The organism is Prosthecobacter debontii (assembly GCF_900167535.1).
Classification (GTDB): domain Bacteria; phylum Verrucomicrobiota; class Verrucomicrobiia; order Verrucomicrobiales; family Verrucomicrobiaceae; genus Prosthecobacter; species Prosthecobacter debontii.
The window spans coordinates 26,730-51,499 of record NZ_FUYE01000022.1; the positions used below are offsets into that span (position 1 = coordinate 26,730).

The following is a 24,770-nucleotide window of genomic DNA, read 5'->3' on the forward strand; positions in this document are numbered from 1 at the left end:
GTGAAGTCTGTAGCGTCAACGAAGAGTCTGGCAGAAGCCTTTCAGTCACAGCAGGAGATTAAGATTGGCGACGAGGAAGGCTTTTGGCAGACTGCCGCGTGTGAACTCCCCCGATCACATCCCTCCGACTCTCGTTCCCACCCTCAACGGGCGCCGACGTTGGCTCGCGATCATCGAAGGTCTCGCTTTTTCATGGCTCCTGCTTATCGGTTATCTGGTGGTTTATAAAATGGAGCGGGTGAAAATCTGCCTACTCAACCACGACGGTTTTCCAGAGGAGCAGGCCAGGGCATTGACCATCATGCTCAAGTCAGAGCTCAGCAGCTTTATCCTTTATCTGCATCCTGAGTCCGTTTGGTCCACGCTCGGGGGCATCGGCTTAGCAGGCATCGGTTTTGGGCTTTTAAGCTCACGAATTCCAGAGGCACTGCACAGTCGCCTATTCCGATGGACCTGCATTGTCCTCGCCACGGTTTTGTTTGCTTTATTTACCCCCTGGATCTCCATGCACACTTGTATGTGTGGGGGGCTGGATGACGAGACTTGGCTGGATGAAGTGCTCTTCATCATTCCCGGTGCACTCCTTTTGTTGGTCGCCCTCCGTCGCATCAGGAAAGCCCGTCATGTGTCCGTGTAAGCGCCAGCACCAGAGAGGGCTCGTGATGCTGGCAGGCTTGGTCAGCTTGTTCCTGGCACCATGCCTCGCAGCCCACCCAGCGGATATCACGCCGCTGCGTATCCAGATCCAGCCCCAGCGTGTGGACCTTCGCTTCACGCTCACCCTACTCACGTTAGGCCGCATGGCGAATCTGGACCCCGACGGCGACCACCAACTCAGCCCGCAGGAGCTCGAGGCTAGCCAGGGGCCGATGATGGCCTTTCTGCAGAAGCATGTGCTTTTGAAGATCAATGACCAGCCGGTGACTCTGGGTGAGATCGTGCGATTTGAACCGCTGTGGCCACCGGCACCGAGCGTGGATCTACGGGAGATGGATCGGGCGGTGGATGTGACCTTTCAGCTCACCACCTCGGAGGTCGTGGCCAATTTGTGGATGGAGTTCGCGGGCTTTCCGCAACTGGGGGAGGCCGCCTCTATCCAGGCCACCTATGAGCAGGGCGAGCTGCTGACCCAGGTGCCCTTTACCCCTGGAGAGCCGGATTATCTCTATGATACGGGTTTCGCCGTGGAATCACTCTTCCAGCCCGCCGCAGCACCTGCTCCCTCGGTCCCGGCGTCAACTGCCTGGACGGTGCGGATTTTACCCGGTGTGACGACGCTCCTATTCCTCATCATCACCTGGAATCTGGTGAAGACCGTCGCAGGGCTAGTTCGAAAGCGAAGGAAAGGTGACCCGCCCTCATCCCCGTAGGGTTGACAAGCGGCCTGCATTCTGGCCGAGTAACACCCCTCATGAGAGTCCCAACCAGCCTTTTGGCCCTACTGTCGTTCAGTCTCGCCGCGCAAGCGGCCACCACGGAGCGTGATGTCGTCATCTACGGCGGCACCTGCGCCGCCATCACCGCTGCTGTGCAGGTGAAAAAGATGGGCAAGTCCGTCATCGTGGTCAGCCCGGATAAGCACATCGGCGGCCTCAGCAGTGGCGGTCTGGGCTTTACCGATACCGGTAACAAAGCCGTGATCGGCGGTCTCTCCCGTGAGTTTTACCACCGCATCTACATGCACTACCAGAAGGATGAATCCTGGGTGCAGCAGAAGAAGAGCGAGTATGGCAACAAGGGCCAGGGCACCCCGGCCATGGATGGTGAAAACCGCACCATGTGGATCTTTGAACCAAGTGCTGCGGAGAAAGTCTTCGAAGCCTGGGTGAAGGAAGAAGGCATCGAGGTTGTCCGTGACGCTTGGCTGGACCGCGCCAAGGGCGTGAAGAAAGAGGGCGATAAGATCGTCGCCATCACCACCCTGGACGGCAACACCTATGCCGGAAAGATGTTCCTAGACACCACCTATGAGGGCGACCTCATGGCCGCAGCCGGGCTGGACTACCACGTCGGTCGCGAGGCCAACAGCGTGTATGGTGAGGAGCACAATGGCATCCAGGTGGGCGTGCTGCACCATCGCCACCACTTCGGTGCGGTGGATAAGCCCATCAGCCCGTACAAGGTCCCTGGCGACCCCAAAAGCGGCGTGCTGGCCCGCATCAGCACGGAAGATCCCGGCGTGAAGGGCGAGGGCGACAAGCGCGTGCAGGCCTACTGCTTCCGCGCCTGCTACACCAACGATGCCGGCAACCTCATCCCCTTCCCCAAACCCGAGAAGTATGATGCCAGCCAGTATGAACTGATCCTGCGCGTCCTCGATGCCGGTTGGCGGGAAGTCTTCCACAAATTCGATCCCGTGCCTAACCACAAGACCGACACGAACAACCACGGCCCCTTCAGCTTTGATAACATCGGCTACAACTACGAGTATCCCGAAGCCAGTTATGAAAAGCGCAAAGAGATCATCGAAGAGCACCGCACCTATCAGCAGGGCCTGCTTTGGTTCCTGGCCAATGACCCGCGCGTGCCGGAAGACGTGCGCAAGGAGATGAACACCTGGGGCCTGCCCAAGGATGAATTCACCGACAATGGCAACTGGTCTCACCAGCTCTACATCCGCGAGGCCCGCCGCATGATCGGCCACTTCGTGATGACGGAGAACGAACTGCGTAAGATCAAACCCACCCCCGACTCTGTCGGCATGGGCAGCTACACCATCGATAGCCACAACGTGCAGCGCTACATCACCCCTGAGGGTTATGTGCAAAACGAAGGCGACATCGGCGTGAGCACCAATGGCCCGTATGCCATCGCCTACGGCTCCCTCGTGCCGAAAGAAGGTCAGGCCTCCAACCTCCTCGTTCCCGTGGCCATGTCCGCCAGCCACATCGCCTACGGTTCCATCCGCATGGAGCCTGTGTTCATGATCCTGGGTCAGTCCGCCGCCACCGCCGCCGTCTTTGCCCTGGAGGAAAACATCCCCGTCCAGAAGGTGTCCTACGACAAGCTGCGCGAGCGCCTGCTGAAGGATGGTCAGATCCTCGAATACAGCGGCCCGACCAGCGTGCGTGGTGTCGATCCGAAAGGCATGAAGGGCGTCATCGTCGATGACGAGCAGGCGCTCAAAGCCGGTCACTGGCAGGAAAGCGGTGCCGCCAAGAAATTCATCGGCAACGGCTACAGCCATGATGGCAACAGCAGCAAAGGTGAAAACACCGCCGCCTTCCGCGCCACCCTGCCTCAGGCTGGCCGCTACGAAGTCTTCTTCGCCTATCCCGCCACCACCAACCGCGCCAGCAATGTGCCAGTCGTCGTCAAACACCAAGGTGGCGAAACCAAGGTCATCGTGAATCAAAAAGAACCCGGCACCAGCGAAGACGGCCTCAGCGTCTCCCTGGGCATGTTCGAATTTGACACCACCGCCGAGGTCAGCGTCTCCACCGCAGGCACCGATGGCTACGTGGTGCTCGACGCCGTGCAGTGGATCCGCCGCTAAGCGAAAACCGAGAGATTCGTTTGCACTTGAAGCCCGGTCTCATCGACCGGGCTTTTTGTTCGTCCGTTTTATCGATATAAAGGTTAACCGGGCAAGATCGTCACAACACGTCATACTCCACCCACCTCATCGCAGGAGCAGCCAGGCCAGCATCAGCCCACGGGCCGTCCAGGCCAGGGTGCGGAGCCAGTTGGTCCGGATCAGCCGACGAATCAGCGGCTCAGACCAGCCCTCCAGCGTCAGGCGATTGTGCACGGGCACCTGCATGAAGAAGGTGGAGGCCCAGGCGAGGACAATGAAGCCCAAGCTCGCCAAGAAAAGAGGCTGTGTCTCTCCCTGCCATAGCAGCCAAGCGGCAGTCGCCGACTCCAGCAGGATCAAGGGGCCTACGACGAAGGAGATGCGCAGGCAGTGCCCGACGTGATAACGCTCGAAAGCCTCACGCCCGACCTCCAGAAACAGCGGATACTGGACGATCTGCACATGCCAGATGAGGCCCACCAATGCCCAAGTGATGAAGGTGTGGATCAGCAGCATGACGGGTGAAGGGGTTCTCGCGATTCCCCTCATTAAAGCATCGAGATGACAGTTGCCAATCCCCGCACATGCAGGCATGGACAAATTCAGTCATTCCCTTCATGTCAGGTCACTCTCCTCTCGAACTCGGTAAAGCCTTCCTCGCAGAAAACGCCAGCAAACCTGGCGTCATCACCACGGCCAGCGGCCTGCAATACCTCGTGCTGGAGGAAGGCCCTGAAGGAGGCACCCGCCCGACCTTAAAAGACACGGTGGTGGTGCATTATCGCGGCACCTCGCTTCAAGGCGTGGAGTTTGACAGTTCCTACCGCCGGGACGAGCCCGCTGAGTTTCCGCTGAAGCGCGTCATCAAGGGCTGGAAGGAAGGCCTGCAGCTCATGAAGGAAGGCGATAAATTCCGATTCTTCGTCCCCACCAAGCTGGCCTATGGAGCCCGTGGTTCAGGGCTGGAGATCGCCCCGCATGAGAGCCTCATCTTTGAGGTGCACCTGCTCAAGGTGTGGGCGGATTGAGGGCAGAGTTTCAGTAAACGGTGTTCAGTAAACAGTGATCGGTTTCGATCCAAGTGTCACACTGAACACTGAACACTGAACACTGATCACCGTCCCACGCGCCGACGGCGGAAGCAGGCCAAGGCGATCCCTGCCAACATCAGCATCCCTCGGGACGGCTCCGGCGCGGCGATGATGTTCTGAATCTCGGACTGCGTCAGCGCGGTATCGAACATGGCGAGGTAATCCATGGCGCCGTTGAAGGACTTGCGCTGATTGGTCGTGCCGGTGCCTGCGGATTCGCCTCCCAGTTGCAGGGTCGTGTTCGAGTTCGGGCTGATCCAGGTGGTGGTGTTGCTGGAGAAGGTCTGCATCTGGCCATTCGGACCGACCACATAGAAGGTCACCTGCCCGGTGGTTTTGTCTGCATCGCCAAAATCATTCAGCACCATGGCGATGTCATACCATTCGCCCACGACCAAGCTCAATGCCGAGGTGATGTAAGAGTGGCTGGCACCGGAGGCCGTCTGCCCGATCCCGGTATTCGCCGCCGCAGTGTAGTAGTAGAGCTGCCCCGTGGTGGAGAGTCCGAACATGTAGCCCTTGGAGGCGAGATCGGGTTCCGACCACCCCCCAAAGCCGTTGCTGACGATCCATTGGTTCGTGCCGTCATCCAGGCCAGAGATGGCCCCATCCCAGCGCATGCGGGTGATCATGGTCGAGGAGCCCGTGACGCTGGCATTGATGGATTGCAAGGTCGCGGCAGAGACCGTGTCGGCATTGGTAGAGCCAGGATTCTGCACCGTCACCACCGGGCTGAATTTCAGGCCATGCCCTGAAGCCGACTGAGCCGTGCCGCCGTAGGGGCCTGTGCCGGGAACAGAGACCCAGGAGAGGTTATTGAAGTTCGATGACGAAACCGCATGGGCATTCGCTGAGGAGTCGATGACCTGGGTGTAGGTCGCACTCGTGCCCACCGTGCCGCCATCAAAGAGCCAAAGCGAGTCCGCCTCCAACAACGTCGCTGCTGGGCTCAGCGAAGTGATCAGGACAAGCGCAAGGGTGGCGAGGGATGCACAAACTTTCATGGCGGGGGGGAACCAGTTTTCCTCAATTCAACGCCCTTTATCAACACTTTATTGAATCGAATCCGAATTCTATGGATTGAAAGCCCGACATCTTTGGACCTGCATGCCGAGCGATCCGCCTCGACATGAATCCGAATAGACGCGCTTGTCACCTGAGAGGTGGATACCTGCCAAATCCAAGGTTTCTGGATTTGAGTCGGCTCCAGCGAGGTCATGAAGCCCTCAGACGGTGAAATTTCATCCCCTCGGAGTTCGTTGATGCGGGTCTCATGATCCGCCGACTGTTCCTCTTCTCGATTTCGCTCTGCCTGACCAGCGCAGCTTTGGCCGACCTCAGCGGCACGCGGCCGAATATCCTCTTCATCCTCACCGATGACCAGGGCTATGGCGATCTCTCCGCGCATGGTAACCCGATCCTGAAAACGCCCCATCTCGATCAACTGCGGAGTGAAAGCGTGCGCTTCAGCGACTTCATGGTCAGCCCCACCTGCGCCCCTACCCGCAGCGCCATCCAGACGGGACGGCATGAGTTTCGCAACGGCATCACCCACACTATCCTGGAGCGTGAACGCATGGACCCGAAGGCCATCACCATCGCCCAAGTGCTGAAGGACGCCGGCTACACCACCGGCATCTTTGGCAAGTGGCACCTCGGGGATGAGCCTGAATACCGACCCACGAGCCGTGGCTTTGACGAACAATTCATCCACGGCGGCGGCGGCATCGGCCAGAGCTACCCTGGAAGCTGTGGCGATGCCCCGGGCAATGGTTATTTCGACCCCGCCATTCTCCATAACGACAAGTTTGTTAAAACCAAGGGTTACTGCACCGACATCTTCTTCACGCAAGCCACGGAGTGGATCGAATCCGTCAAAGGCAAGCAGCCCTTCTACTGCCATCTGGCCACCAATGCCCCGCACAGCCCCTACATCGCCCGTCCGGAAGACAAGGCCCTGTATGATGGTAAAGTGCCGGATGATGATGTGGCCAACTTCTTTGGCATGATCCACAACATCGATGAAAACGTGGCCAAGCTGATGGCCAAGCTCCAGGAATGGGGCATCGCCGAAAACACCCTCGTCATCTTCATGAATGACAATGGCGGCACCGCTGGCGTGAAGGTTTACAACGCCAACATGCGTGGCTCCAAAGGCAGTCCCTGGATCGGTGGCACCCGTGCCATGTCCTTCTGGCGCTGGCCTAACCATCTGAAACCCGCCGATTGTGAGGCCCTCACCGCCCATGTGGATGTCTTCCGCACCTGGGCCGCGCTGGCTGGGGCCAAGCTGAGCCCTGCTGCCGAAGCCCAAGTCGAAGGTCGTAACCTGCTGCCCCTGCTCGAAGATCCGCAGAGCGCCTGGGAGCCCCGCACCCTCTTCACCCACGTGGGCCGCTGGCAGAAAGGCACGGACTACAACCTGGCGAAAACCCGCAACGCCAGCATCCGCACCCCGCAGTATGAACTCGTGGCGGAAGCCGCACGCCCTCAACCCGGCAAAGCGAAAGCCAAGGCCAAGGCCCCAGCCGCCGCTCAGCCTGCGGTTCCAGGCTGGCAGCTCTTTGATGTGAAGGCCGACCCCTCCCAGACCCGCAACATCGCCGAGGAGAAGCCTGAGGTGGTGAAAGAAATGCTGGCCAGCTATGACCAGTGGTGGGCCTCCCTGAAAGGTCAGGCCGATCTCAATGAAGCCGCCAAAGGCCCAAAGCTGAACCCCTTTGCGGAGAAATACTGGAAGCAATTCGGCGGCAGCCCCAGCGCCGAAGATCTGGCCCGCATGGACCCTGACAAAGCCTGGACCTTCGAGGCCCAACGCGCCAAGAAAGCGGTGAAGAACTCGGGTCGATTGGAGGGGTGCGGAGATATTTAAACAGGATTGACAGGATCAGCGTGCGCTGGATGGAGGGAACCAAAGCGAAGTGGTGCGGCCACTCTTGGCCGCACGTTCTCGCCCCCACTTCGCTCCTCAAGCCCGCCCCACTCAGTCACACCGCCTCCCGCTTCGCGCTTCGCCTCTCCACGCCTTCGCCCCAGGCTCTCGGCGCGCCATAGGCACGCACCTTGCGGCCAAGAGTGGCCGCATCACTCGGAGGGGCTTCAGGGTTTCAGCCTCCTCCGGAGAGTTCTGCAAATCTTGTTCATCCGGTCTAAAGATCTCCGCACACTCCAATCGACCTCAAGACCCCAAACGCTCTGAATGGATCTCCACCTTCGGCCCATCGAACTTGGGGCGGGTCTGCAGCAGCGTCACATCCAGCACCGCATTGACACGGGCCAAGTATTCTCGCAGGTGGGTCATGAGACCGATGGAGCGTGAGACGTCCTGGGCATTGTAACCCCAGGCCTCCAGACCGTGGCGCTGCGCCAGAAACACGGCTCGTTCATTGTGAAAGCGCTGAGACACGATGATGAAACGCGTCTGGCCAAAGATGGCCTCGGCACGCACCACGGAGTCCAGGGTGCGAAAGCCCGCATAGTCGCAGTAGATCCGCTCCGCAGGCACTCCGAGAGCGATCAGGGACTCCTTCATCGCTGTCGGCTCATCATACTGATGGGTGCTGTTGTCTCCGCTCACGATCAGCGCTTTTACGCGACCCGCCCGATAAAGCGCCGCCGCGGCCTCCATTCGATTTTCATAAAACATGTTAGGCCGTGAACCGATCTTCGGTGAGCAACCCAGGACCAGGGCCACATCCACCTGGGGTAAAAGAGCCGTATCCGCGAGGCAACGCCCGGAAGACACCGCCCTCACCCACGCGTGACTGCCCCAGAGTCCACCCACCGTCACCCCCCCTACGATCAGCAACAGCACCAACACTCGCCGCAGGTTTAGGTGAAAACGCATCATAATAGCCCGGGTTAAAAATCACGGTTGAGGCGGCGCTGCACGCATCAGAGCCGCATGCTGGAGCAGGAGACGATAGTTATCGATCCATCGACTGGTGCCTTCTTCGTTCCAGGCTGGGGCTTCACCCGCCCAGAGGTAAGCCTGCTCAGCTTGAACAAAATCACCCAGACGATGCCAATGCACCGCGAGGGCCATGCGGGATTCCTCATGCAGCGGAGCCAGAGCAATGGCGTGCTGAATCTGATGCAGGGCTTCTTCATAACGGCCCACGGCATCATAAGCATCCGCCAGTGCCAGTGCATACAGATAATGAAACCTGTTGAGAGCCACCGCTTGCTCCAGATCAACCGTCGCCCGCTTCAGCACCGGATGCTCAGGAGAGCGCTGATCCGCCGTCAGTTTGTCCAGCAGCGCCAGACCTCGCTGATAGTGTGCCTCGGCATTGCTGGGATCGGCGTCCACAGCCGCATTCAGGTGCTGCAGCCTCTCGAAATCCACTCCTTGAACCTGAGCGATCTCAGCCCGGGCCAGATGGTAATCGCTGCGTCCGTGCAGCCAGGGTCCACTTAGCAGCAACCCAGAAGCTCCCGTCAGCAAAAGCTTCGAGAGCAGCCTCACCGAAGGCAACTTCGCGCCCCGCTTCTCCGTGGCCTCTATTCCGGGATTGGCCAGCAACCCCAGCAAAAGGGCTGCCGTAAGTGCCGGGATGGCCACATGAAACTGGAATTCAAAAAAGGCATGAACCATCATCGCAATCACGGCAGTGAGTGCGCCGAGACAGAGAGCCAAATTGTTACTGAGCACCCGGCCGGTTTGCAGAAAACGATGGGTGACAAACCAACGCAAAAAGGCCACGCCATTCCACAGATGGGTCAGCAGCACTAGCACCAGTAAACCGAGACCTACCCAACCATAATCAGCCAGCATCTGGAGGTATTCATTGTGCGCAAATAGGGCTTCGCCGGCAGAGCCTGAAAGCTCCGTCGAGCGATATTGAATGCTGCCCTCATAAAACATCCGAGATCCCGTCCCGATCAGGGGTGATTGCGCATGCTGAGCCAGTGCCGCCTTCCAGATCTCCAATCGCACATCGTTGGCCATGGGACTCGTCATTTCCCTGCCCTTGAGATATTCCTCGTTCACTTTCCAGAGCACCGCCCCGCCGAGGAGGGCCACCACCAGTCCACCACTCGCTAGACTCCAGAAAAACTGCCGCTGCGTCTGCCAGACGATGCCCAGGCTCATCAGGAAAAAGATCACACCGCCCGCCGCCAGCCCCATCAAGGCACCTCGACTCGCCGTCAGCGCCACCCCCAGCATCATAGAGACGCAGAGGAAACCCAGGCACATCTTCAGCGCCGCCCCGCCGCGACCGAAGCAGAGAAACCCGCCCGTGAGAAAAAGCACCATGGTGAAGAAAGCCCCCAGGTGATTGGGATTGGCAAAAAAACCGCCAATGCGCCCCACAGTCGCCGCACGCATGAAGCTGGGCACCACGTGGTACTCCCAGTGGCCCGACAAGTGAATGAATCCCATGGCGAGATTTCCCAAAACCAACACCAGCAACACCGCCAGCAGGGCTGTGCGCCAACGCGGATGGCTGGCAGCCGTCACCGTCAGCATATAAGTCACCCATGCTCCTGCCAGGATATACAAATCCTCACGGGCATAACCCGCCACCGGCGAGACAAAACATCGTGCCGCGATGTATCCAGCAAAGAGCGACGCCGCCGCCAGACAACCTTCACTCGGCGGGAAGACGACTCGCAAGCGCCACTTCAGCGTCGCCAGCAGCCCGGCTAACCCGAGCAGGGCGGCCCCCGGCCAAAAGAAGAGCAGCCGAGTCTCTGTGCCAAGCACGCCGGCCACCAGGAACCCAAAGAGAAAGAAAATCAGCGCGAGGGATTGCATGCAGGGCGTTCAGTGAGCGGCAACTGTTACAGCAAGCTCAGCACCTTCAGCGCCATGGCCGTTCCCAGCTTGAGATGCTCATCTGCGTCCAGATGCAGCGCGTCCAAGCGGCTGGGTTTGACAATGTCTTGGCTGTTTAAAAACTCGCATCCCAGAGAGGCTGCCAGAGCACTGTAATAGCGCGGGAAGAGTGCGCTCCGCTCAGCCCCATTGGGGATCCGCGCGGCGAGCTCGGGCAGGTGAGACATATCTCCCACCGGAGGCGGGCAGACCAACAGCAGCTTCGGGGGTTTGTTGTTCGGTCCGGCAGTGCTGGAAAGAACCATGCGAGCCAAGACTCCAGCACCGGTAGCGATATCCACCGGGGTCATATTGAAGGCCGCCTTCAGGTCATTCGACCCGAGCATCATTACCACCAGATCGATCGGTTTATGGCTCTCCAGGCAAGCAGGCAAATAGTCGCTCCCTTTACGGGCGATGTTGAGGGGGTCCTCATGCACGGTCGTGCGTCCGTTTTGCCCTTCCTCGATCACCCGGCACTTCGGCCCTAAGCCTTGCGCCAGCACGCCCGTCCAGCGGACTTCCAGGGGGTGCCGACGTGGATAAGGCTCCGTGATGCTAGCAGGGTCATACCCCCAGGTATTGGAGTCGCCAAAACAGAGAACAGTCTTCATGCAGAGCGCTCAATCTCCACAGTCTCAGGCTTTCACGCAAGTGAGGGCTGCGTTACTCTTTAAACTCCTGCAAATCTGGAATCCTGGTGAAGGCGATTTTGGTGCCGGAAAACGTCTTCACCCGGTCGGGGGCGAAGCCGAGGGCGATGCTGTCACGTCCGAAGTCCTGATTGATCTCATCCATAATCTTCGACAGACGATCTCGCCGTTCCACATCCGCCGTCAAAGCGCTGCCCAGCATGGGAAAAAGGTCGAGCTGAACAGGCTCCGCATCCGACTCCAAACCGAACAGCGTCACGCCGATTTTTTTGATCCGGTGGCCAGGGATCTGACTCAAGGCCCGCCCCCAAAGCACCTCCAGGTTTTTCGTCAGGGCATAGCTGTCGGACACGGGAGGAAATCGCAGATGCGCCTTCCCTTTCGCCCCATTCTCCGTGCGCAAACTCAGGTAAAGCTCGCAGGCTCGGTGCTTGGCTCGACGCAGACGGCTGGCCGTTTTCAACAAAAGACGCTGCGCCACAATCGCCGCCTCAGGAGGTCGGCGAAACTCCGGTGCCAGCACATGGCTGTGGCCGATGCTCTTGGGTGCCTCCGCCTCCATGTCGTCGAAGTCTCCATCGAGATCTCCCCCGTGCAGATGCCGCCAAAAGCGCTCGCCGCCCACGCTTCCCCAGGCCTGGTGCAGCACGCCCGGCCCGGCATGCCAGAGATCAAGGAAGGTCTCGATTTTCAGTTCCCTCAATCGTGGCTCCATCCGCCGTCCGATCCCCGGCAAGTCCGTCAATTTCAGATGCGCGAGTCGGCCCGGCAAATCCTCCAATCGAATCACCTCCAGTCCGTCCGGCTTGGTCAGATCACTCGCCACCTTGGCCAGATACCGATTCGGCGCGATGCCGATGGAGCAGGTGATCACCTCTCCCACATTCTCGCGCAGGCCGCGCTTGATACGCCGGGCCAAATCCACAGCATCGTTCTCATTGGCCCGCTTATCATCCAGCAGCAGACCCACTTCATCGATCGAGCCCACCACCTGAATGGGCCAATGCCGCTCCACCTCCTCCTTCACCCGCTCATGATACTCCACATAGCGTTCATGGCTGGCCTCCACGAGCACCAGACCAGGACACTTGCGTTTGGCATCTCCCACATTCGTGCCGGTCTTGATGCCGTATTTCTTAGCCTGCACACTGGCTGCGATCGCGCAGGTATGATCCGACATGACGGGCACCACAATGATGGGCTTTCCGCGCAGATGCGGCCGCTCCTGCTGCTCCACACTGGCGAAGTAGCTGTTCAGATCCACGAATAGCCAGCGGGGTGGCGAAGCCGTGGAGATTTCTGGGGCGGAAGGAGTCACGGCGAGAACAAAGCATCACTTTTAAAGTGTTCAATAGAACACTTTGTGTAACCTCGATCTCGGCGCAGCGATTCTTGGATCATACGGCTATGAACACTTCATTTCTGTCGGTCGCCAAATCCCCTTGGATTATCCTTCTGGTGCTGATCATCGGCACTTCCACCCTCTGTCAGGGACAAACCTCCATCTCCAAGTTCCCCTGCACGATCACCAAACCGGGTAACTACGCGCTGGTGAAATCCATCACCTATGCTCCCAAGGCCGGCCAGTCGCTCGTCGCCATCACCATCAACTGTGACGATGTAAAAATCGACTTCCGCGGCAACAAGCTGAGCATTGACCGTCAGCTCAGCGTGGCCAGTGAAACCGTGGGCATCTTTGCTCTCGACCGGAAAAACATCGCCATTCGCAACGGCACGATTGAAAATTACTGCCGCGGTATCTTTCTGGAGGGAACGAATGGAGCCAACCACATCGTGGAAAATATGGAGATCACAGACTCCACCTTCCTAGGCATCCAAGTGAAAGGCAAAGGAGCGAAGATCAAAGATAACTTCGTCAATGTTGTGGGCCGAGCCAATGGTTATACCAATTACACCGCCCTACGTTATGGCATCTTCGTTGCCAGCACGGGAGCTCTGGTTAGCAACAATCGAGTCCTGGATGTCACCAGCAATACCTCCGTCAACACCAACAGCGTTCATGGCCTTTATTTGGAGAACAGTGAATCTGCCATTGTCACAGACAACCATATCATGAACACCACAGCATCCTTTTTGAACTTCAATGCCAGCGGTATTCGCATGGCGAACTGTGATACCTGTGTGGTCGAAACCAATCATGTGGCCGCTTATGCAGCCGGGTTCTATTTCTCGGGATGCGATTGGACCGTCTATCGGGATAACGCCGTTGTCCGGACCATCAATAGCTATTACAACCCCGACAACAGCGCGGATGATGGTGGGGGCAACCATTGAAGCGTATCGGATCATAGCGTCACCAAACTCCCGATTGCCCATTCCCCACATCTCGGGAGACTGGCGTGAGAATGTCGTCCCATCCGCTGCTGAACCGTCTCCCCACCACTCCCGATTGCACCAATGATGAGTTGTTAGGCCGGTTCCTGGATTATGTCACCGAGCGCGGGTTGGAGCTTTATCCGGCCCAGGAGGAGGCGATTCTGGAGCTGTTTGAGGAGAAGAACGTCATCCTCAACACCCCCACGGGGTCCGGTAAGTCCCTGGTGGCCACGGCGCTGCATTTCCGCTCTCTGGCGCGGCGGCATCGGTCCATCTACACCTGCCCGATCAAGGCGCTGGTGAATGAAAAATTCCTGGCCCTGTGTCGGGACTTCGGGCCGGAGAATGTCGGCATGGCGACTGGGGATGCCACGGTCAATCGGGATGCGCCCATCCTGTGCTGCACGGCGGAGATCCTGGCCAACTACGCCCTCCGAGAGGGTGAGAAGGCCCCCTTCACCGAGGTGATCATGGATGAGTTTCATTACTACTCCGATCATGAGCGTGGGGTGGCCTGGCAGGTGCCCCTGCTGACGATGCGGAAGTCTCAGTTTCTCCTCATCTCCGCCACGCTGGGCTCCACCGATTTCTTCCAGAGGGAACTCACCAAGCTCACGGGCCAAGAGAGCGTCATCATCTCCTCCCAAACACGGCCGGTGCCCCTGGAATTCAGCTATGCAGAGACCTCGGTGGACGTGACCCTACAAGACCTCGTAGCGGAGAACAAGACCCCGGTTTACCTCGTTCACTTCACGCAAAATGAGGCTGCTCAAGCCGCGCAGGATTTGATGAGCCTGAACTTCTGCTCGCAAGCCGAAAAAGGCTCCATCAAAGAGATGCTGGTGGGAGAGAAATTCACCAGCCCCTATGGCAAGGAAGTGAAGAAGTATCTCCAGCATGGCGTGGGCATTCACCATGCAGGATTGCTGCCGAAATATCGCATGCTGGTGGAGAAACTGGCACAGCGGGGCCTGCTCAAAGTCATCTGTGGAACGGATACTCTCGGCGTCGGAGTGAATGTCCCCATCCGCACGGTCTTGCTCACCCGCCTCAGCAAGTATGGCGGGCAAAAGGTAGCCACTCTCTCCGCGCGTGACTTTCACCAGATCACTGGGCGTGCAGGCCGTCGAGGCTACGACGACATCGGCTTCGTGGTGGCGCAAGCACCTGAGCACATCATCGAAAACGCCAAGATGGAAGCCAAGGCGGCTGGAGATGCGAAAAAGCTGCGCAAGATGGTGAAGAAGAAAGCCCCGGAAGGCTTTGTGGGCTGGAATGCCGACACCTTTAAGAAACTGCAATCCGCAGCCCCCGAGCCCTTGGTTTCACGCTTCCAGGTGTCTCACGGCATGATGCTCCAGGTGCTCAGTCGGGAGGGCGATGGCTGCGCCGCCATGCGCCAGCTCATCCAGGATTCCCACGAATCGGCCGCAGCTAAGAAGCAGCATGAGAAACGTGCTTGGCAGCTCTTCCGTGCCCTCGTCGAGCGCAAGATCATCAGCATCATCCCTCCAAAAGAACGCCAAGGGTCGCAGAAGCTGAAACTCAATGTGGAGCTGCAAGATGACTTCTCACTCAATCACACGCTCTCGCTTTATCTGATCGATGCCCTCAAGCTGATTGATCCCAACTCAGCCACCTATGCGGCCGATATCCTCACGCTCTGTGAGTCCATCCTAGAAAATCCAGACCTCATCCTGCGGCGTCAACTCAGCCAGGTGAAGGATGAAGCCATGGCCGCCATGAAGGAGGAGGGCATTCCCTATGAGGAGCGCATCGCCCGACTGGAAGAGCTGGAGTATCCGAAACCCTGCCGTGATTTCATTTACAGCACCTTCAACGAATTCGCCGCGCTGCACCCCTGGGTCGGTCAGGAAAACATTCGCCCCAAAAGCATCGTCCGCGAGATGTTTGAGAACTTCCGCAGCTTCACGGATTACATTCACGACTATGAACTGCACCGCACCGAGGGTGTGCTGCTGAGGCATCTCTCCAGCGTTCACAAGGTCCTGTCGCAAACCGTTCCCGAGTCCTTCAAGACCGAACCCGTGCAGGAAATGGAAGCCTGGTTAGCGGGCGTGCTACGCGGCACGGACTCCAGTCTGCTGGATGAATGGGAGCGCCTGCGTAATCCCGATTGGCAGCCCGAGGAGAAACCCGAGGAGGAAGAGGCCCCCGACATCACGCGTAACAAACGCGAATTTACCGCCCTCATCCGCACCGAGATCTTCCGTTTCCTGCGCAGCCTCTCCCAGGAAAACTACCCCGCCGCCATCGCCGCACTCGGCACGCACGCTGCCCCCTGGACCGCTGATACCCTGGCTGCCACCCTGGATCCGTATTACACAGATCACGACCGCATCCTGCTGGATAACGAAGCCCGCAATGGCCGCTACACCTTTGTGGAACCCAGCGAAGATCAGAAGACCTGGAAAGTCTCTCAAGTGCTGGTGGATCTGGATGGGCTCAATGACTGGCAGGCCATCTTCACGGTCGATCTCGCTCAAGCCCGCGAAGACGGTAAACCCACGCTCCGCCTGGAGAGTGTGGGACCGGTGGCATAAACGCATCCTCTTTCGCATGGAACCGCCCCCAGCCCAGACTTCTCACGCGACCAACAAAGGTTGCCTGATAGCCATGGCCACCCTCCTCTTGATCGGCCTTCTGCTTGGCATTGCGGCCTGGATCAAAGTGCAAGACCTATCAGCTCAAATGCGGCTGTCACAACATGGGAGAGATTTATACCATGCTCTTATGACGTGGTCGGTTGATCATGAGAACGTGCTTCCAGATCACGATCTAGGACCGGGAGCCACAGCCAATCAAGCCTTCCGCCGTTTGCTCCAAGACCGTCTCCTGATGGACGAGCAAGTTTTCTCAGGGATTCGTAGCCCTTATCTCGCCGATGGTGATTTGGGGGTGGAACCCGACTTTGCCCAAGCCGTGGGTCCGGGTGAAAACCACTGGATGCTGGTGGGACATCTCAAAATGAATAGTGCTGGGAACACCCCCCTCTTTTTCGAAAATGCCCTTTCTCCGAATTGGCCGCTGCAATGGCGAGACGGATGGAACATGCCAGAAATCAGGGGCCGCACCTGGAGAGGCACAGTCTTGGTTTATCACATGGATGGCAGCATGAATGCGGTGAGACTGGACCAAGGCCGCGAGGGCTTGGTGTTGCCAGATTCAGCTTTCCCTTTTCAATGGCGAACCAAGGCGCCCAAAATCTTGGATGTCGAAGATGCCCGATGAAGAGGCCAAGAGTGTCCGTCCAACAACCAAAGATGGAATTCTTTATCGCAGCCGACTTTCTCCTAAAATCTCTTGCTCCCTGCTAAGAAACTGATTATTTATAGCGTTGTGGCATCCAAGCGCGGTTTTACCCGCGAATTCATGGCATCACTTGCCTTGTTGTTTCCACAAGTTTTTTACCGCATGATTTGTTTGAGCCTATTTCCTCTGACCCCGCTTGACCGGGAGCAAGGAGGCTCGTCTGCACTTCATGCCGCAGGACTCACGGTCGTTTATGTTTAACATGGTCCGTGAAACCATCAATCCTTTGTCAGGGGCCTCCTCCTTCCGGCCTCTGACGCGAACCCAACTGGAGGTCTAGCCATTAGCAATCCATTCAATACCCTGAACTCTGGCAACTTCGCCGGAGGACGTCCGAACAACAACCCAGCTCCCGCACAGCCCGCAGGCGCGGGTGCCGCTGCAGGTGCCGGAGGAACTCCCGCTCCAAGTCGTCCCGCCCCTCCCGCAGGTGGCTACCAGCCCCGCATGAACAGCGGAGGACCGAGCCGTCCCGGTGGCAACCGTGGCCCTGATCGTCGTAATAACGGCCGCTATGCCGACCAAACCCGCGTCAACGAGCGCATCCGTGCGCCGAAAGTCCGCGTGGTGGATGGCATCACCAATCAGCAGTATGGTGTGCTGCTCACAGCCCAGGCCCTGCGCATGGCGCGTGAACGTGGTCTCGATCTCGTCGAAGTGGCCTCGAATGCCGAGCCTCCCGTCTGCAAGATTGTCGATTACGGCAAATACAAATACATCCAGGAGAAGCACAAGAAGGAAGCTCACAAGCACCAGAAGGGTGGTAAGCTGAAGGAACTGAAGTTCCGTATCGGCATCGACCCCCATGACTACCACATCAAGATCGTCCACGCAGAGGACTTCTTGGCAGAAGGTCACAAGGTGCGCATTCAGCTTCAGTTCCGTGGCCGTCAGATGGCTCACCAAGAGCTTGGCCATGAGTTGGCAGCCAAGATCAAAGCCGATCTGCTCACCATGGGTCACGCCGACCAAGAGCCTAAGATGGCTGGCCGTAACATCAACATGCAGATCAGCCCCCTGCCTGAGCGCCAGCGTGTTCGTAAGTTCAAGACTCACCTGAAAGGTGTGACGGAACATAAGGACATGCACCATGGGGATCATGATCCACGGGAAGATAAGCATGACGAGCATGACGACCACGACGATCATCATGACGACCACGCTGAACAGCCGCCTGTGAATGAAGCGTCTCCGACTCAGGCTTAAACCCTGACATTTTGATTGCCTGCTGGCTTGGGCCGTGGTTTCGACAAACCACGGCCCTTTCTTTTCCATGCCTCGCCTTTTGCTTTTTGATATCGACGGAACACTGCTCGACACCCGCGGCGCAGGCGGAGCCTCGCTCCTCGATGCCGTCGAGGAGGTGCTGGGAGTCAGCCGTGACACGCTGCCCCCGCTGGATCTAGCCGGTGCCACGGATGGCGGTGTCGTACGCACGCTTTTTCAGCAGTCGGGCCATGCGCTGGAGCCCGACCTCGTCCGCCGCTACTACACTTGCTATCTGGAGCGCCTTCAGCAGCGGCTGCATCTGGAAACATTCACCGGCCATCTCATGCCAGGGGTGGAGGCTCTCCTGGGAGTGTTAAAGCCGCAGAAGGAGGTCGCTCTCGGTCTTCTTACCGGTAACATCCGTGCCGGGGCCGCGCTCAAGCTCCAGCGCTTCGACCTGCACGATTACTTTCTCGATGGTGCCTTTGGCGATGACCATGAAGACCGCAATCGCCTCGGCCCCTTTGCCCTTCAGCGCATGCAGCATGTGACTGGGCACACCTATCAGCCCGAGGACATCATCGTCATCGGAGATACCCCCAAAGACATTGCCTGTGCACATGCTTTTGGAGCCCGCTGTCTGGCCGTGGGCACCGGTCATTTTAAGGCGGATGCCCTTGCCCAGCATCAGCCTTGGCAATGCCTGGAAGACCTGGCAGATGCCGCCCAGGTGACAAAACTCCTGCTCTCATGAATCGATCCAGCGCCCCTGTCCCGGGCAGCAGCCCCCTGGATGAAACCTGGCTCCAGCAGGAATGCCTGGAGCGCGGCCTGCCCTGGCAGATTCGTGTCGCCGACGAGATCCCCTCCACCAGCGATGCCCTGCGAGCCTATGCGCTAGACGGAGGAAGCCACGGCCAAGTCTTGTTTGCCGAATCTCAAACCGCAGGGCGGGGACGCCGTGAAAATCGCTGGGTCGCTCCGCGTGGCTTGGACCTCATGTTTTCTCTGCTGCTGCGTCCCGCCGAACCCATGGTGCTCTGGCCGCGCCTCACCACTTTGGCTGCCCTCGCCATCTGCCGCGCCGTGGAAACCGAACTCCCCCTGCAGCCCCAGATCAAGTGGCCTAACGATGTGTATCTGGGCGGTAAAAAAGTCAGCGGCCTCCTCGCAGAAGCGGTCAACACGCCGTCCGGCATGGCCATGGTTCTCGGCATCGGTCTCAATGTGAACAGCCGGGACTTCCCCGGCGAGCTCGCCACCACCGCCACCTCCCTGAGCCAAGCACTACCCGGCACCGTTTTAGTCCGTGAGCTAGACCGCCAGGCCATCGCCCTCAGCCTGCTCAGGGAGTTGGAGGCCCAGTTTCAGCGGCTTGCCCACGGCTTTACCGAAGTGATCTCGGACGTGCGCGAAAGAAGCTGGCTTTTGCAGAAACAAATCCGCGCCACCGTGGACGGGGTCGAGGTCTATGGCCGTGCCTTAGATCTCTCTCCCGAAGGCCATCTCATCCTCGCCCTTGCTGACGGCACCCATCGCACCCTCGCCAGTGCAGACAGCGTGCGCCAGGTGGTATCAGCCTAACTTGACCCTGGGTGTAGCCAAAGGCCACGAACGACACCACGAATGGATGCCCTGAGGATCGTGGAGTCTGGGTTCACCTAACCGATTTTACCAACGTGAGGCCCGACTTCCAATGCTGAGCTCATCCACGCAAAGGCTCAGAAAGCTCGGTATCTCGGAAGGGCTGTGATTGCACACAACCGCTCAAGGGAGCGTGAGCGAAAAACTGGGGACGGGTGCCCAGCCTTTCCCACAACCCCCTTTCATTTTATGTATCATCACATCAAGAAACTCATGTTTACCGTGCGAGTCGGCACTCCAGATCCGCGTTTTGGCAACATGCTATTGGAGCAATTCGGCGGAGCTAATGGCGAATTGGCGGCGGCCATGCAATACTCTATTCAAGGCATCAACTGCGAGGATATGGCCTGCAAGGACCTTCTGATGGACATCGGCACCGAAGAGCTGAGTCACCTGGAAGTCATCGGCACCCTAGCCCGCATGCATTTGAAACCGATGAAGCTGAATGGCGACGGAGCTGAGCAGGACCCGCTCATCATTATTGCCGGTGGAGGCGGCGTGGCTCTCCACAACTCCATGGGTAATCCGTGGACTTCGGACTATCTGAAAATCACCGGCGAATTGGATGTGGATCTCCGCAGCAACATTGCTGCTGAAGCCAGAGCCAAAATCGTTTACGAACGCCTCATCGACTTCTGCGATGATCCTGGCTCGAAGGAGGCCTTGCAGTTTCTCATGACGCGTGAGATCACTCATATGAAGGCCTTCACCCAAGCCTTGGATAGCTTAGGTAAAGCCGTGATTTCACCTGCAAATCTGATTCCTGGCAAGGGAGCGCTTTCGGTCGGACAGATTCCCCCCACCCCTGGCATCGTCAGTCAGTATTACAATGACTCCACGGGTGAGGGAGATCAGGGCGAGATCGACACCACAGGCCCATGGAATACGGGCGATGACATCACCGTCGTAGAATCCCCCGCGCTCAGCGGTTTCCAAGTCATGAAAGCCTCCCCGAAGTCCGGCAAGACCACCTTGAAAAAATAACCGCCTGACAGCGACGACTAAGATCTAACTGCGCGGTCAGAATGCCTACTCGGCTGGGTGGTCCAACCTGCGACGGCTGGGCCACCATGGCCTAACGGATGATTGGGATGCAAGTTCCCTGCCCCCTGTGAATCGCTTACAAGCTCTCATGCACACGCGCGAGAGCGAGCAAGGTGTAGCAGGTGGCCAGCACAGGATCACTCTCCATCCAGCGTCCTGCGCTGTTGGCCCAGGAACCGTTGCCTTGCTGGAGGTTGAGAAGTTTCTCGGCCAAATCGGCACGCCAATCCACGGTCTTGCCGTCTTTCGTTTTCAAGAAACCGACGTCTGCGATCGCCAACGCCTTGGCCATGGTGTGGTAGTAATAATAAAGGCCTTCGGGGCCCACGCCGGGATTCTCTTCCAGCGTGTAGTTCTCGCTTAGCCACTGCATCACCGCCTGGACACGAGGATCACTCTTTTCCAGCCCCGCGTAGATGAAGCTGAGCATACCTGCATAACTGATGCTTCCATAGCTGCGCAGAGCGGTGCGTCCATCCTTCGTCTCCTCCGTCTTGCCACGGGTCTCCCCTGGGCTGTAAATGAACCCCCCCGCATCGGCTTTATCCGTGCTCACCCACGGGGCTTGGTTGGTTTCAGGGCGATTCTGGCAGTTTTGGATGAACTGGATGGCGGCGGCATAGTTGAGCTGAGGCTCATCTTTTCCAGCATCACCTTTATCGGCCAGCAGTGCCTGAGAGTAATACAGGGCCTCCAGGGCAAAGTGGGTATTGGACAGGTCGGCATGGGCAGGCTTATCCGGCTTGGGCGTGCCGTAGCCAATGCCGCCATCGAAGGGGTTATCCGTCTTTCCCTTCTCATCGAAGTCGTTTTGCTGCCCAACGACGAATCTGCGTGCCGCCAGGAGAGTGGGCTCGTTTTCCTGCTTCGGGTTCAGCATGAGGGCGGTCAGCGCCAGGGAGGTATTGTAGTTGGCTCGCGCTTTCACGTAAATGCCCCCATCCGGCTGCACGTTTTTCAGCAGGAAAGCATAGCCTTTCTCCGCATTGGCAGGCACGGCATCCGTGGATTTGCGGCCCGGGGCCAAGACCTCTGCCATGACGGCCAGTGCGGTGAAGGCGACGGGTTCAGCTTCTCCCCACTGACCCGTTTCCGCATTTTGCTGGCTCTTCAAAAAGGCCAGACCGCGGTCATAGGCGAGGCGGATTTCCTGCTTCAAAGACTCGTGGCGGGCCGCTTGAGTGGCGCTCTGAGCCAGAAGCATGGATGGCAGGGTCAGAGCCAGGGTCGTGGCAATCAATTTCATGATGGATTGGGTGGTCGGATGATAACGGTGACGGGGGTGCCTTCGTCAGGAATGGTGTCAGGTCGGGAGATCCAGAGTTCGTCTCGCCAGTTGCCTTCAGCGGGAGAATTGATCAGAGCTCCGCGATCTACCCAGACAGCGATGATGGAGCCCTCGTATTCACCGATGAATCCACGCTCATCCACATAGGAGCCATTGAACACCCAGGTCTCAAGATCCGGCGGTGGTTGTCGGGTATCGACATTCTGCACCCACGTTGCCAGCGGTGTGGTCTGCGTTTTCCCCCCGGCTTGCCACTCCACCTCGATGATGAGCCGATTCGCACCGGCGGTGGTGGGCGCCACTTCCTTCCACGGTGGGAGTTCCGCCTCAGGCATGTGCGTGAGGAGGCCTTGGGAGGCAGCTTGATAATTGGCCAGCAGTAAGGCCAGTTGAATCGCCGTCGGGCTGATGGCGGTCGTTAGCACGCTCTCATGGGTCTTCCCGGTCTCATGCACCAGCATGTATTCGATGGGGGCCTTCTTCAGTTCGACCTTGGCGGGAATGCGAACTTCGCGGCTAGCGGCATTGATCTTGATCCCGTCCAAATCATACTCTGTGGCAGAGAGCTTTTTCAGCCTTTGTTTGACCGCCTCCATCTGCTTCCCCGCATCCGCCTTCCCCTTGGCCACGTCGGTAGCCTCCTGCGCCTGCATCGCCAGACCGACGAACAACAAAGGCAGGAGTGCTGAAAGGAAACGAAGCATTTTCAGGAAGCTAAAAGAGTGGCCAAACATGAACAAACCTGACGGCACCCGCCTGCGTGCGCAATCGCCAACCGAGCAACCTTTATCCTAAAAACAACACGCGACGGATAGAAACCATCCGCCGCGTGCCATGAGTTCAGGGAATCGTTACAGCCAGAACCATTGGTTATTCGTCGCTACTGCGCATGCCGGTGAGCTGGAGCACATAGTAGAGCAGGTAACCCAGGGTGCTCACGAAGGCCGCCACGTAGGTGAGCGCCGCCGCATCCAGCACCTTGCTCATGGCATTGTATTCGCCTCCCATGGCCACCGCGCCTGTGCTGGCGAGCACCTTTTTCGCACGCGCCGTCGCATCGAACTCCACCGGTAGGGTGACGAGCTGGAACAGCATCATGATACCAAAACCGAGGGCCATGATGGTGATGGCCAGCTTGTAAGGGAAAAAGCCGCCAAACAACCCGATCAGCGGCACCCACATGACCACCTGGCTGGCAATCTGGGTGATGCCGACGGCCGCCATACGCCACTGGAGCGGCGCATAGAGCTGCTTATGCTGGATGGCATGACCGCACTCGTGAGCCGAGATGCCGAGCGCAGCCACGGAGGTGCCGTAGTAGTTCTCCTCCGAAAGGACGAGACGGCGGTTCGAGGGGTCATAGTGGTCGATCAAGTGACCCGGGGCCGCGTGGATGGAAACATCACGGATGTTGTTCAGATCCAAGATCCGCTGGGCCACCTCGGCACCGGTGTAGCCGCTGGAAGCCCGGACCTTGGAGTATTGATTATACGCGCTTTTCACCCTCATCGAGGCGTAAAGCGAGAGGGCCATGGTTCCGAGGAATAGGAGTAACATTGTCATATCAGGAATGTTGGGGGGTATTTGTCAGGAATTACGATGGACAATCCTTATCCGGCCTTAAAATCCGCGCAGGTAGAAACTGACCTCAAATTTGGAAAGCCCTCTTTGAAATCCCGGGTTGCATCCCGGCACGGACACGGCTTTGAGTGGCCACATGGAGTCCACACCTGCCGCCACCTCAGGCCCTATCGTGTGCCGGGTTACCCCCTGGTATTTCCGCCGCATGGGCATGATGACGGCCATGCTGATCGCCATGGGATTGTATTTCCTTTATGACGGCAAATATGGTTATCCCGAAACCAACAAGATCGCCGATCAAAAGGACTGGTTTGAGCAAACCCTGCTGAAGGGATACGATGAAGCCAAGGCGGCCAATCGGCTGGAGGAATGGGTGAAGGAAACCGAAGCCAAAGGCCTGCCGGCAGGGAAGAATGGTGAGCCTCCACGCTGGGTCTCCTACGCGGCGGAGCGAGGCTGGCCTGAGAAGCCGCATCGCTACACGGAACGTGAAATCACCGCTCAATTCTGGTGGGGAGGAGCCACCATTCTCGTCGGCCTCGGCGTCGGCGTGGCGATGCTGCTGAATCGCACCAAAGTGCTGCGCGCCGAGGCGGATCACCTGATCACACCGGAGGGAGTGAGCATCCCCTTCGCCCAGGTTTTCAAGGTGGACACACGCAAGTGGGATAATAAAGGATTAGCCTATCTGTGGCACCGCTCAGACAGCTCCGTCAGCCCCCAAAAGGCCGTGATTGATGATTTGAAATACGATGGAGCCGTGCGAATCTTGGAACGCTTGATGGTTCACTTCAAAGGCGAACTCATTGAGAAACAGCCCGAGATTGAAGACGATACGGCTAAAAAAAACCCGTCTGACGATTAGGGCTAAACTTTCACGATTTGAGCCGAGCCAAAAAAAGAGCGAATTCGCCCTTGCCAAACTAAAACCAGCCGCTACCTCTCCGCCGCACATCCCCCTCTTTACCTATGGCAGACAACATCCAAGAAAAAGTCCGTGACATCATCGTCGAACAGCTCGGCGTGAACCCTGAGCAGGTGACACCGGAAGCCAAGTTCATCGAAGATCTCGGCGCTGACTCCCTGGACACCGTGGAGCTGGTGATGGCCTTCGAAGAAGAGTTCGGCATCGACGTTCCAGATGAAGAAGCTGAGAAGCTTCAGTCCGTGGGCGACGTCGTTCGCTACGTCGAAGAAAACGCTGAATAATCTTCCCGAATCAGCCGATTCCTCAATTGAACCAGCAGACCGG

The 24,770-nt window shown here is 58.2% G+C and carries 22 protein-coding genes and 1 pseudogene; 14 read left to right on the top strand and 9 right to left on the bottom strand.

Going from position 1 to position 24,770, the window contains the following annotated elements:
• The first annotated feature begins 100 nt into the window (after positions 1–100).
• From B5D61_RS22785 to B5D61_RS22795, 3 genes are read left to right on the top strand one after another with little or no spacing between them, the layout of a single operon-like run.
• Positions 101–637 carry a hypothetical protein gene (locus tag B5D61_RS22785; protein ID WP_078815752.1) on the top strand — a complete coding sequence of 179 codons (537 nt, stop codon included), beginning with the start codon at positions 101–103 and terminating at the stop codon, positions 635–637.
• Entirely contained in the window at positions 624–1,370 is a 747-nt protein-coding gene (locus tag B5D61_RS22790; RefSeq protein WP_139373443.1) for a hypothetical protein, read from the top strand. The genes B5D61_RS22785 and B5D61_RS22790 overlap by 14 nt, the downstream gene beginning before the upstream one ends.
• Before the next feature lie 41 nt (positions 1,371–1,411).
• Positions 1,412–3,496, top strand: coding sequence for an FAD-dependent oxidoreductase (locus tag B5D61_RS22795; RefSeq protein WP_078815754.1), 2,085 nt, complete (start codon positions 1,412–1,414; stop codon positions 3,494–3,496).
• Between the two features lie 126 nt (positions 3,497–3,622).
• On the opposite strand, the gene B5D61_RS22800 is transcribed toward B5D61_RS22795, so the two are convergent.
• Positions 3,623–4,033, bottom strand: coding sequence for a hypothetical protein (locus B5D61_RS22800; RefSeq protein WP_078815755.1), 411 nt, complete (start codon positions 4,031–4,033; stop codon positions 3,623–3,625).
• Positions 4,034–4,134: 101 nt separating this feature from the next.
• Between B5D61_RS22800 and B5D61_RS22805 the strand changes: the two genes are divergently transcribed.
• Positions 4,135–4,545 carry an FKBP-type peptidyl-prolyl cis-trans isomerase gene (locus B5D61_RS22805; RefSeq protein ID WP_217699051.1) on the top strand — a complete coding sequence of 137 codons (411 nt, stop codon included), beginning with the start codon at positions 4,135–4,137 and terminating at the stop codon, positions 4,543–4,545.
• A gap of 86 nt (positions 4,546–4,631) precedes the next feature.
• On the opposite strand, the gene B5D61_RS22810 is transcribed toward B5D61_RS22805, so the two are convergent.
• Positions 4,632–5,612, bottom strand: a complete 981-nt coding sequence (locus B5D61_RS22810; RefSeq protein WP_078815757.1) for a LamG domain-containing protein — start codon at positions 5,610–5,612, stop codon at positions 4,632–4,634.
• Between the two features lie 269 nt (positions 5,613–5,881).
• Here B5D61_RS22810 and B5D61_RS22815 point away from each other — a divergent pair, with 269 nt between their 5' ends.
• A complete protein-coding gene (locus B5D61_RS22815) occupies positions 5,882–7,480 on the top strand; it encodes an arylsulfatase (protein WP_078815758.1) in 1,599 nt (532 codons plus the stop codon).
• Positions 7,481–7,786: 306 nt separating this feature from the next.
• Here B5D61_RS22815 and B5D61_RS22820 read toward each other — a convergent pair whose 3' ends face one another.
• Genes B5D61_RS22820 through B5D61_RS22835 form a run of 4 tightly spaced genes read right to left on the bottom strand, consistent with a single transcriptional unit; the run spans position 7,787 to position 12,400 of the window.
• Positions 7,787–8,458 (bottom strand): SanA/YdcF family protein, encoded by a 672-nt coding sequence (locus B5D61_RS22820; protein WP_217699052.1) that lies wholly within the window; start codon positions 8,456–8,458, stop codon positions 7,787–7,789.
• Positions 8,459–8,476: 18 nt separating this feature from the next.
• On the bottom strand, positions 8,477–10,369 hold the full coding sequence (locus B5D61_RS22825) for an O-antigen ligase family protein (protein ID WP_078815759.1): 1,893 nt from the start codon (positions 10,367–10,369) through the stop codon (positions 8,477–8,479).
• A 26-nt stretch (positions 10,370–10,395) separates the two neighbouring features.
• Positions 10,396–11,043 carry an SGNH/GDSL hydrolase family protein gene (locus B5D61_RS22830; protein WP_078815760.1) on the bottom strand — a complete coding sequence of 216 codons (648 nt, stop codon included), beginning with the start codon at positions 11,041–11,043 and terminating at the stop codon, positions 10,396–10,398.
• A 52-nt stretch (positions 11,044–11,095) separates the two neighbouring features.
• Positions 11,096–12,400, bottom strand: coding sequence for a DNA polymerase Y family protein (locus tag B5D61_RS22835; RefSeq protein WP_078815761.1), 1,305 nt, complete (start codon positions 12,398–12,400; stop codon positions 11,096–11,098).
• Positions 12,401–12,489: 89 nt separating this feature from the next.
• On the opposite strand from B5D61_RS22835, the gene B5D61_RS22840 reads away from it, so the two are divergent.
• The 7 genes and pseudogenes from B5D61_RS22840 to B5D61_RS22870 all read left to right on the top strand — a co-directional run.
• Positions 12,490–13,377: a NosD domain-containing protein gene (locus B5D61_RS22840; protein ID WP_078815762.1), complete on the top strand. Its 888-nt coding sequence runs from the start codon at positions 12,490–12,492 to the stop codon at positions 13,375–13,377.
• A gap of 71 nt (positions 13,378–13,448) precedes the next feature.
• Positions 13,449–15,983 (top strand): DEAD/DEAH box helicase, encoded by a 2,535-nt coding sequence (locus B5D61_RS22845; RefSeq protein WP_078815763.1) that lies wholly within the window; start codon positions 13,449–13,451, stop codon positions 15,981–15,983.
• A 190-nt stretch (positions 15,984–16,173) separates the two neighbouring features.
• On the top strand, positions 16,174–16,671 hold the full coding sequence (locus B5D61_RS22850; protein ID WP_176159626.1) for a hypothetical protein: 498 nt from the start codon (positions 16,174–16,176) through the stop codon (positions 16,669–16,671).
• A gap of 528 nt (positions 16,672–17,199) precedes the next feature.
• Positions 17,200–17,958 carry a translation initiation factor IF-3 gene (gene infC / locus B5D61_RS22855; protein ID WP_078815765.1) on the top strand — a complete coding sequence of 253 codons (759 nt, stop codon included), beginning with the start codon at positions 17,200–17,202 and terminating at the stop codon, positions 17,956–17,958.
• A 67-nt stretch (positions 17,959–18,025) separates the two neighbouring features.
• On the top strand, positions 18,026–18,715 hold the full coding sequence (locus B5D61_RS22860; RefSeq protein ID WP_078815793.1) for an HAD family hydrolase: 690 nt from the start codon (positions 18,026–18,028) through the stop codon (positions 18,713–18,715).
• A complete protein-coding gene (locus tag B5D61_RS22865; protein ID WP_176159627.1) occupies positions 18,712–19,545 on the top strand; it encodes a biotin--[acetyl-CoA-carboxylase] ligase in 834 nt (277 codons plus the stop codon). Before B5D61_RS22860 ends, B5D61_RS22865 begins: the two co-directional genes overlap by 4 nt.
• Before the next feature lie 249 nt (positions 19,546–19,794).
• Positions 19,795–20,529: pseudogene (locus B5D61_RS22870) on the top strand (manganese catalase family protein); the annotation flags it as partial.
• A 196-nt stretch (positions 20,530–20,725) separates the two neighbouring features.
• On the opposite strand, the gene B5D61_RS22875 reads toward B5D61_RS22870, so the two are convergent.
• The 3 genes from B5D61_RS22875 to B5D61_RS22885 form a co-directional block, all read right to left on the bottom strand.
• The gene (locus B5D61_RS22875) at positions 20,726–21,895 is read right to left on the bottom strand and encodes a prenyltransferase/squalene oxidase repeat-containing protein (protein WP_078815768.1); all 1,170 of its coding nucleotides are present in this window, start codon (positions 21,893–21,895) and stop codon (positions 20,726–20,728) included.
• Positions 21,892–22,641 carry a YdjY domain-containing protein gene (locus B5D61_RS22880; protein WP_139373445.1) on the bottom strand — a complete coding sequence of 250 codons (750 nt, stop codon included), beginning with the start codon at positions 22,639–22,641 and terminating at the stop codon, positions 21,892–21,894. Before B5D61_RS22880 ends, B5D61_RS22875 begins: the two co-directional genes overlap by 4 nt.
• 166 nt (positions 22,642–22,807) lie before the next feature.
• A complete protein-coding gene (locus B5D61_RS22885) occupies positions 22,808–23,500 on the bottom strand; it encodes a zinc metallopeptidase (RefSeq protein ID WP_078815770.1) in 693 nt (230 codons plus the stop codon).
• A gap of 154 nt (positions 23,501–23,654) precedes the next feature.
• Between B5D61_RS22885 and B5D61_RS22890 the strand changes: the two genes are divergently transcribed.
• Both B5D61_RS22890 and B5D61_RS22895 read left to right on the top strand, forming a co-directional pair.
• On the top strand, positions 23,655–24,383 hold the full coding sequence (locus tag B5D61_RS22890) for a hypothetical protein (RefSeq protein WP_139373446.1): 729 nt from the start codon (positions 23,655–23,657) through the stop codon (positions 24,381–24,383).
• Between the two features lie 104 nt (positions 24,384–24,487).
• Positions 24,488–24,727 (top strand): acyl carrier protein, encoded by a 240-nt coding sequence (locus B5D61_RS22895; RefSeq protein WP_078815772.1) that lies wholly within the window; start codon positions 24,488–24,490, stop codon positions 24,725–24,727.
• Positions 24,728–24,770: the final 43 nt, after the last annotated feature.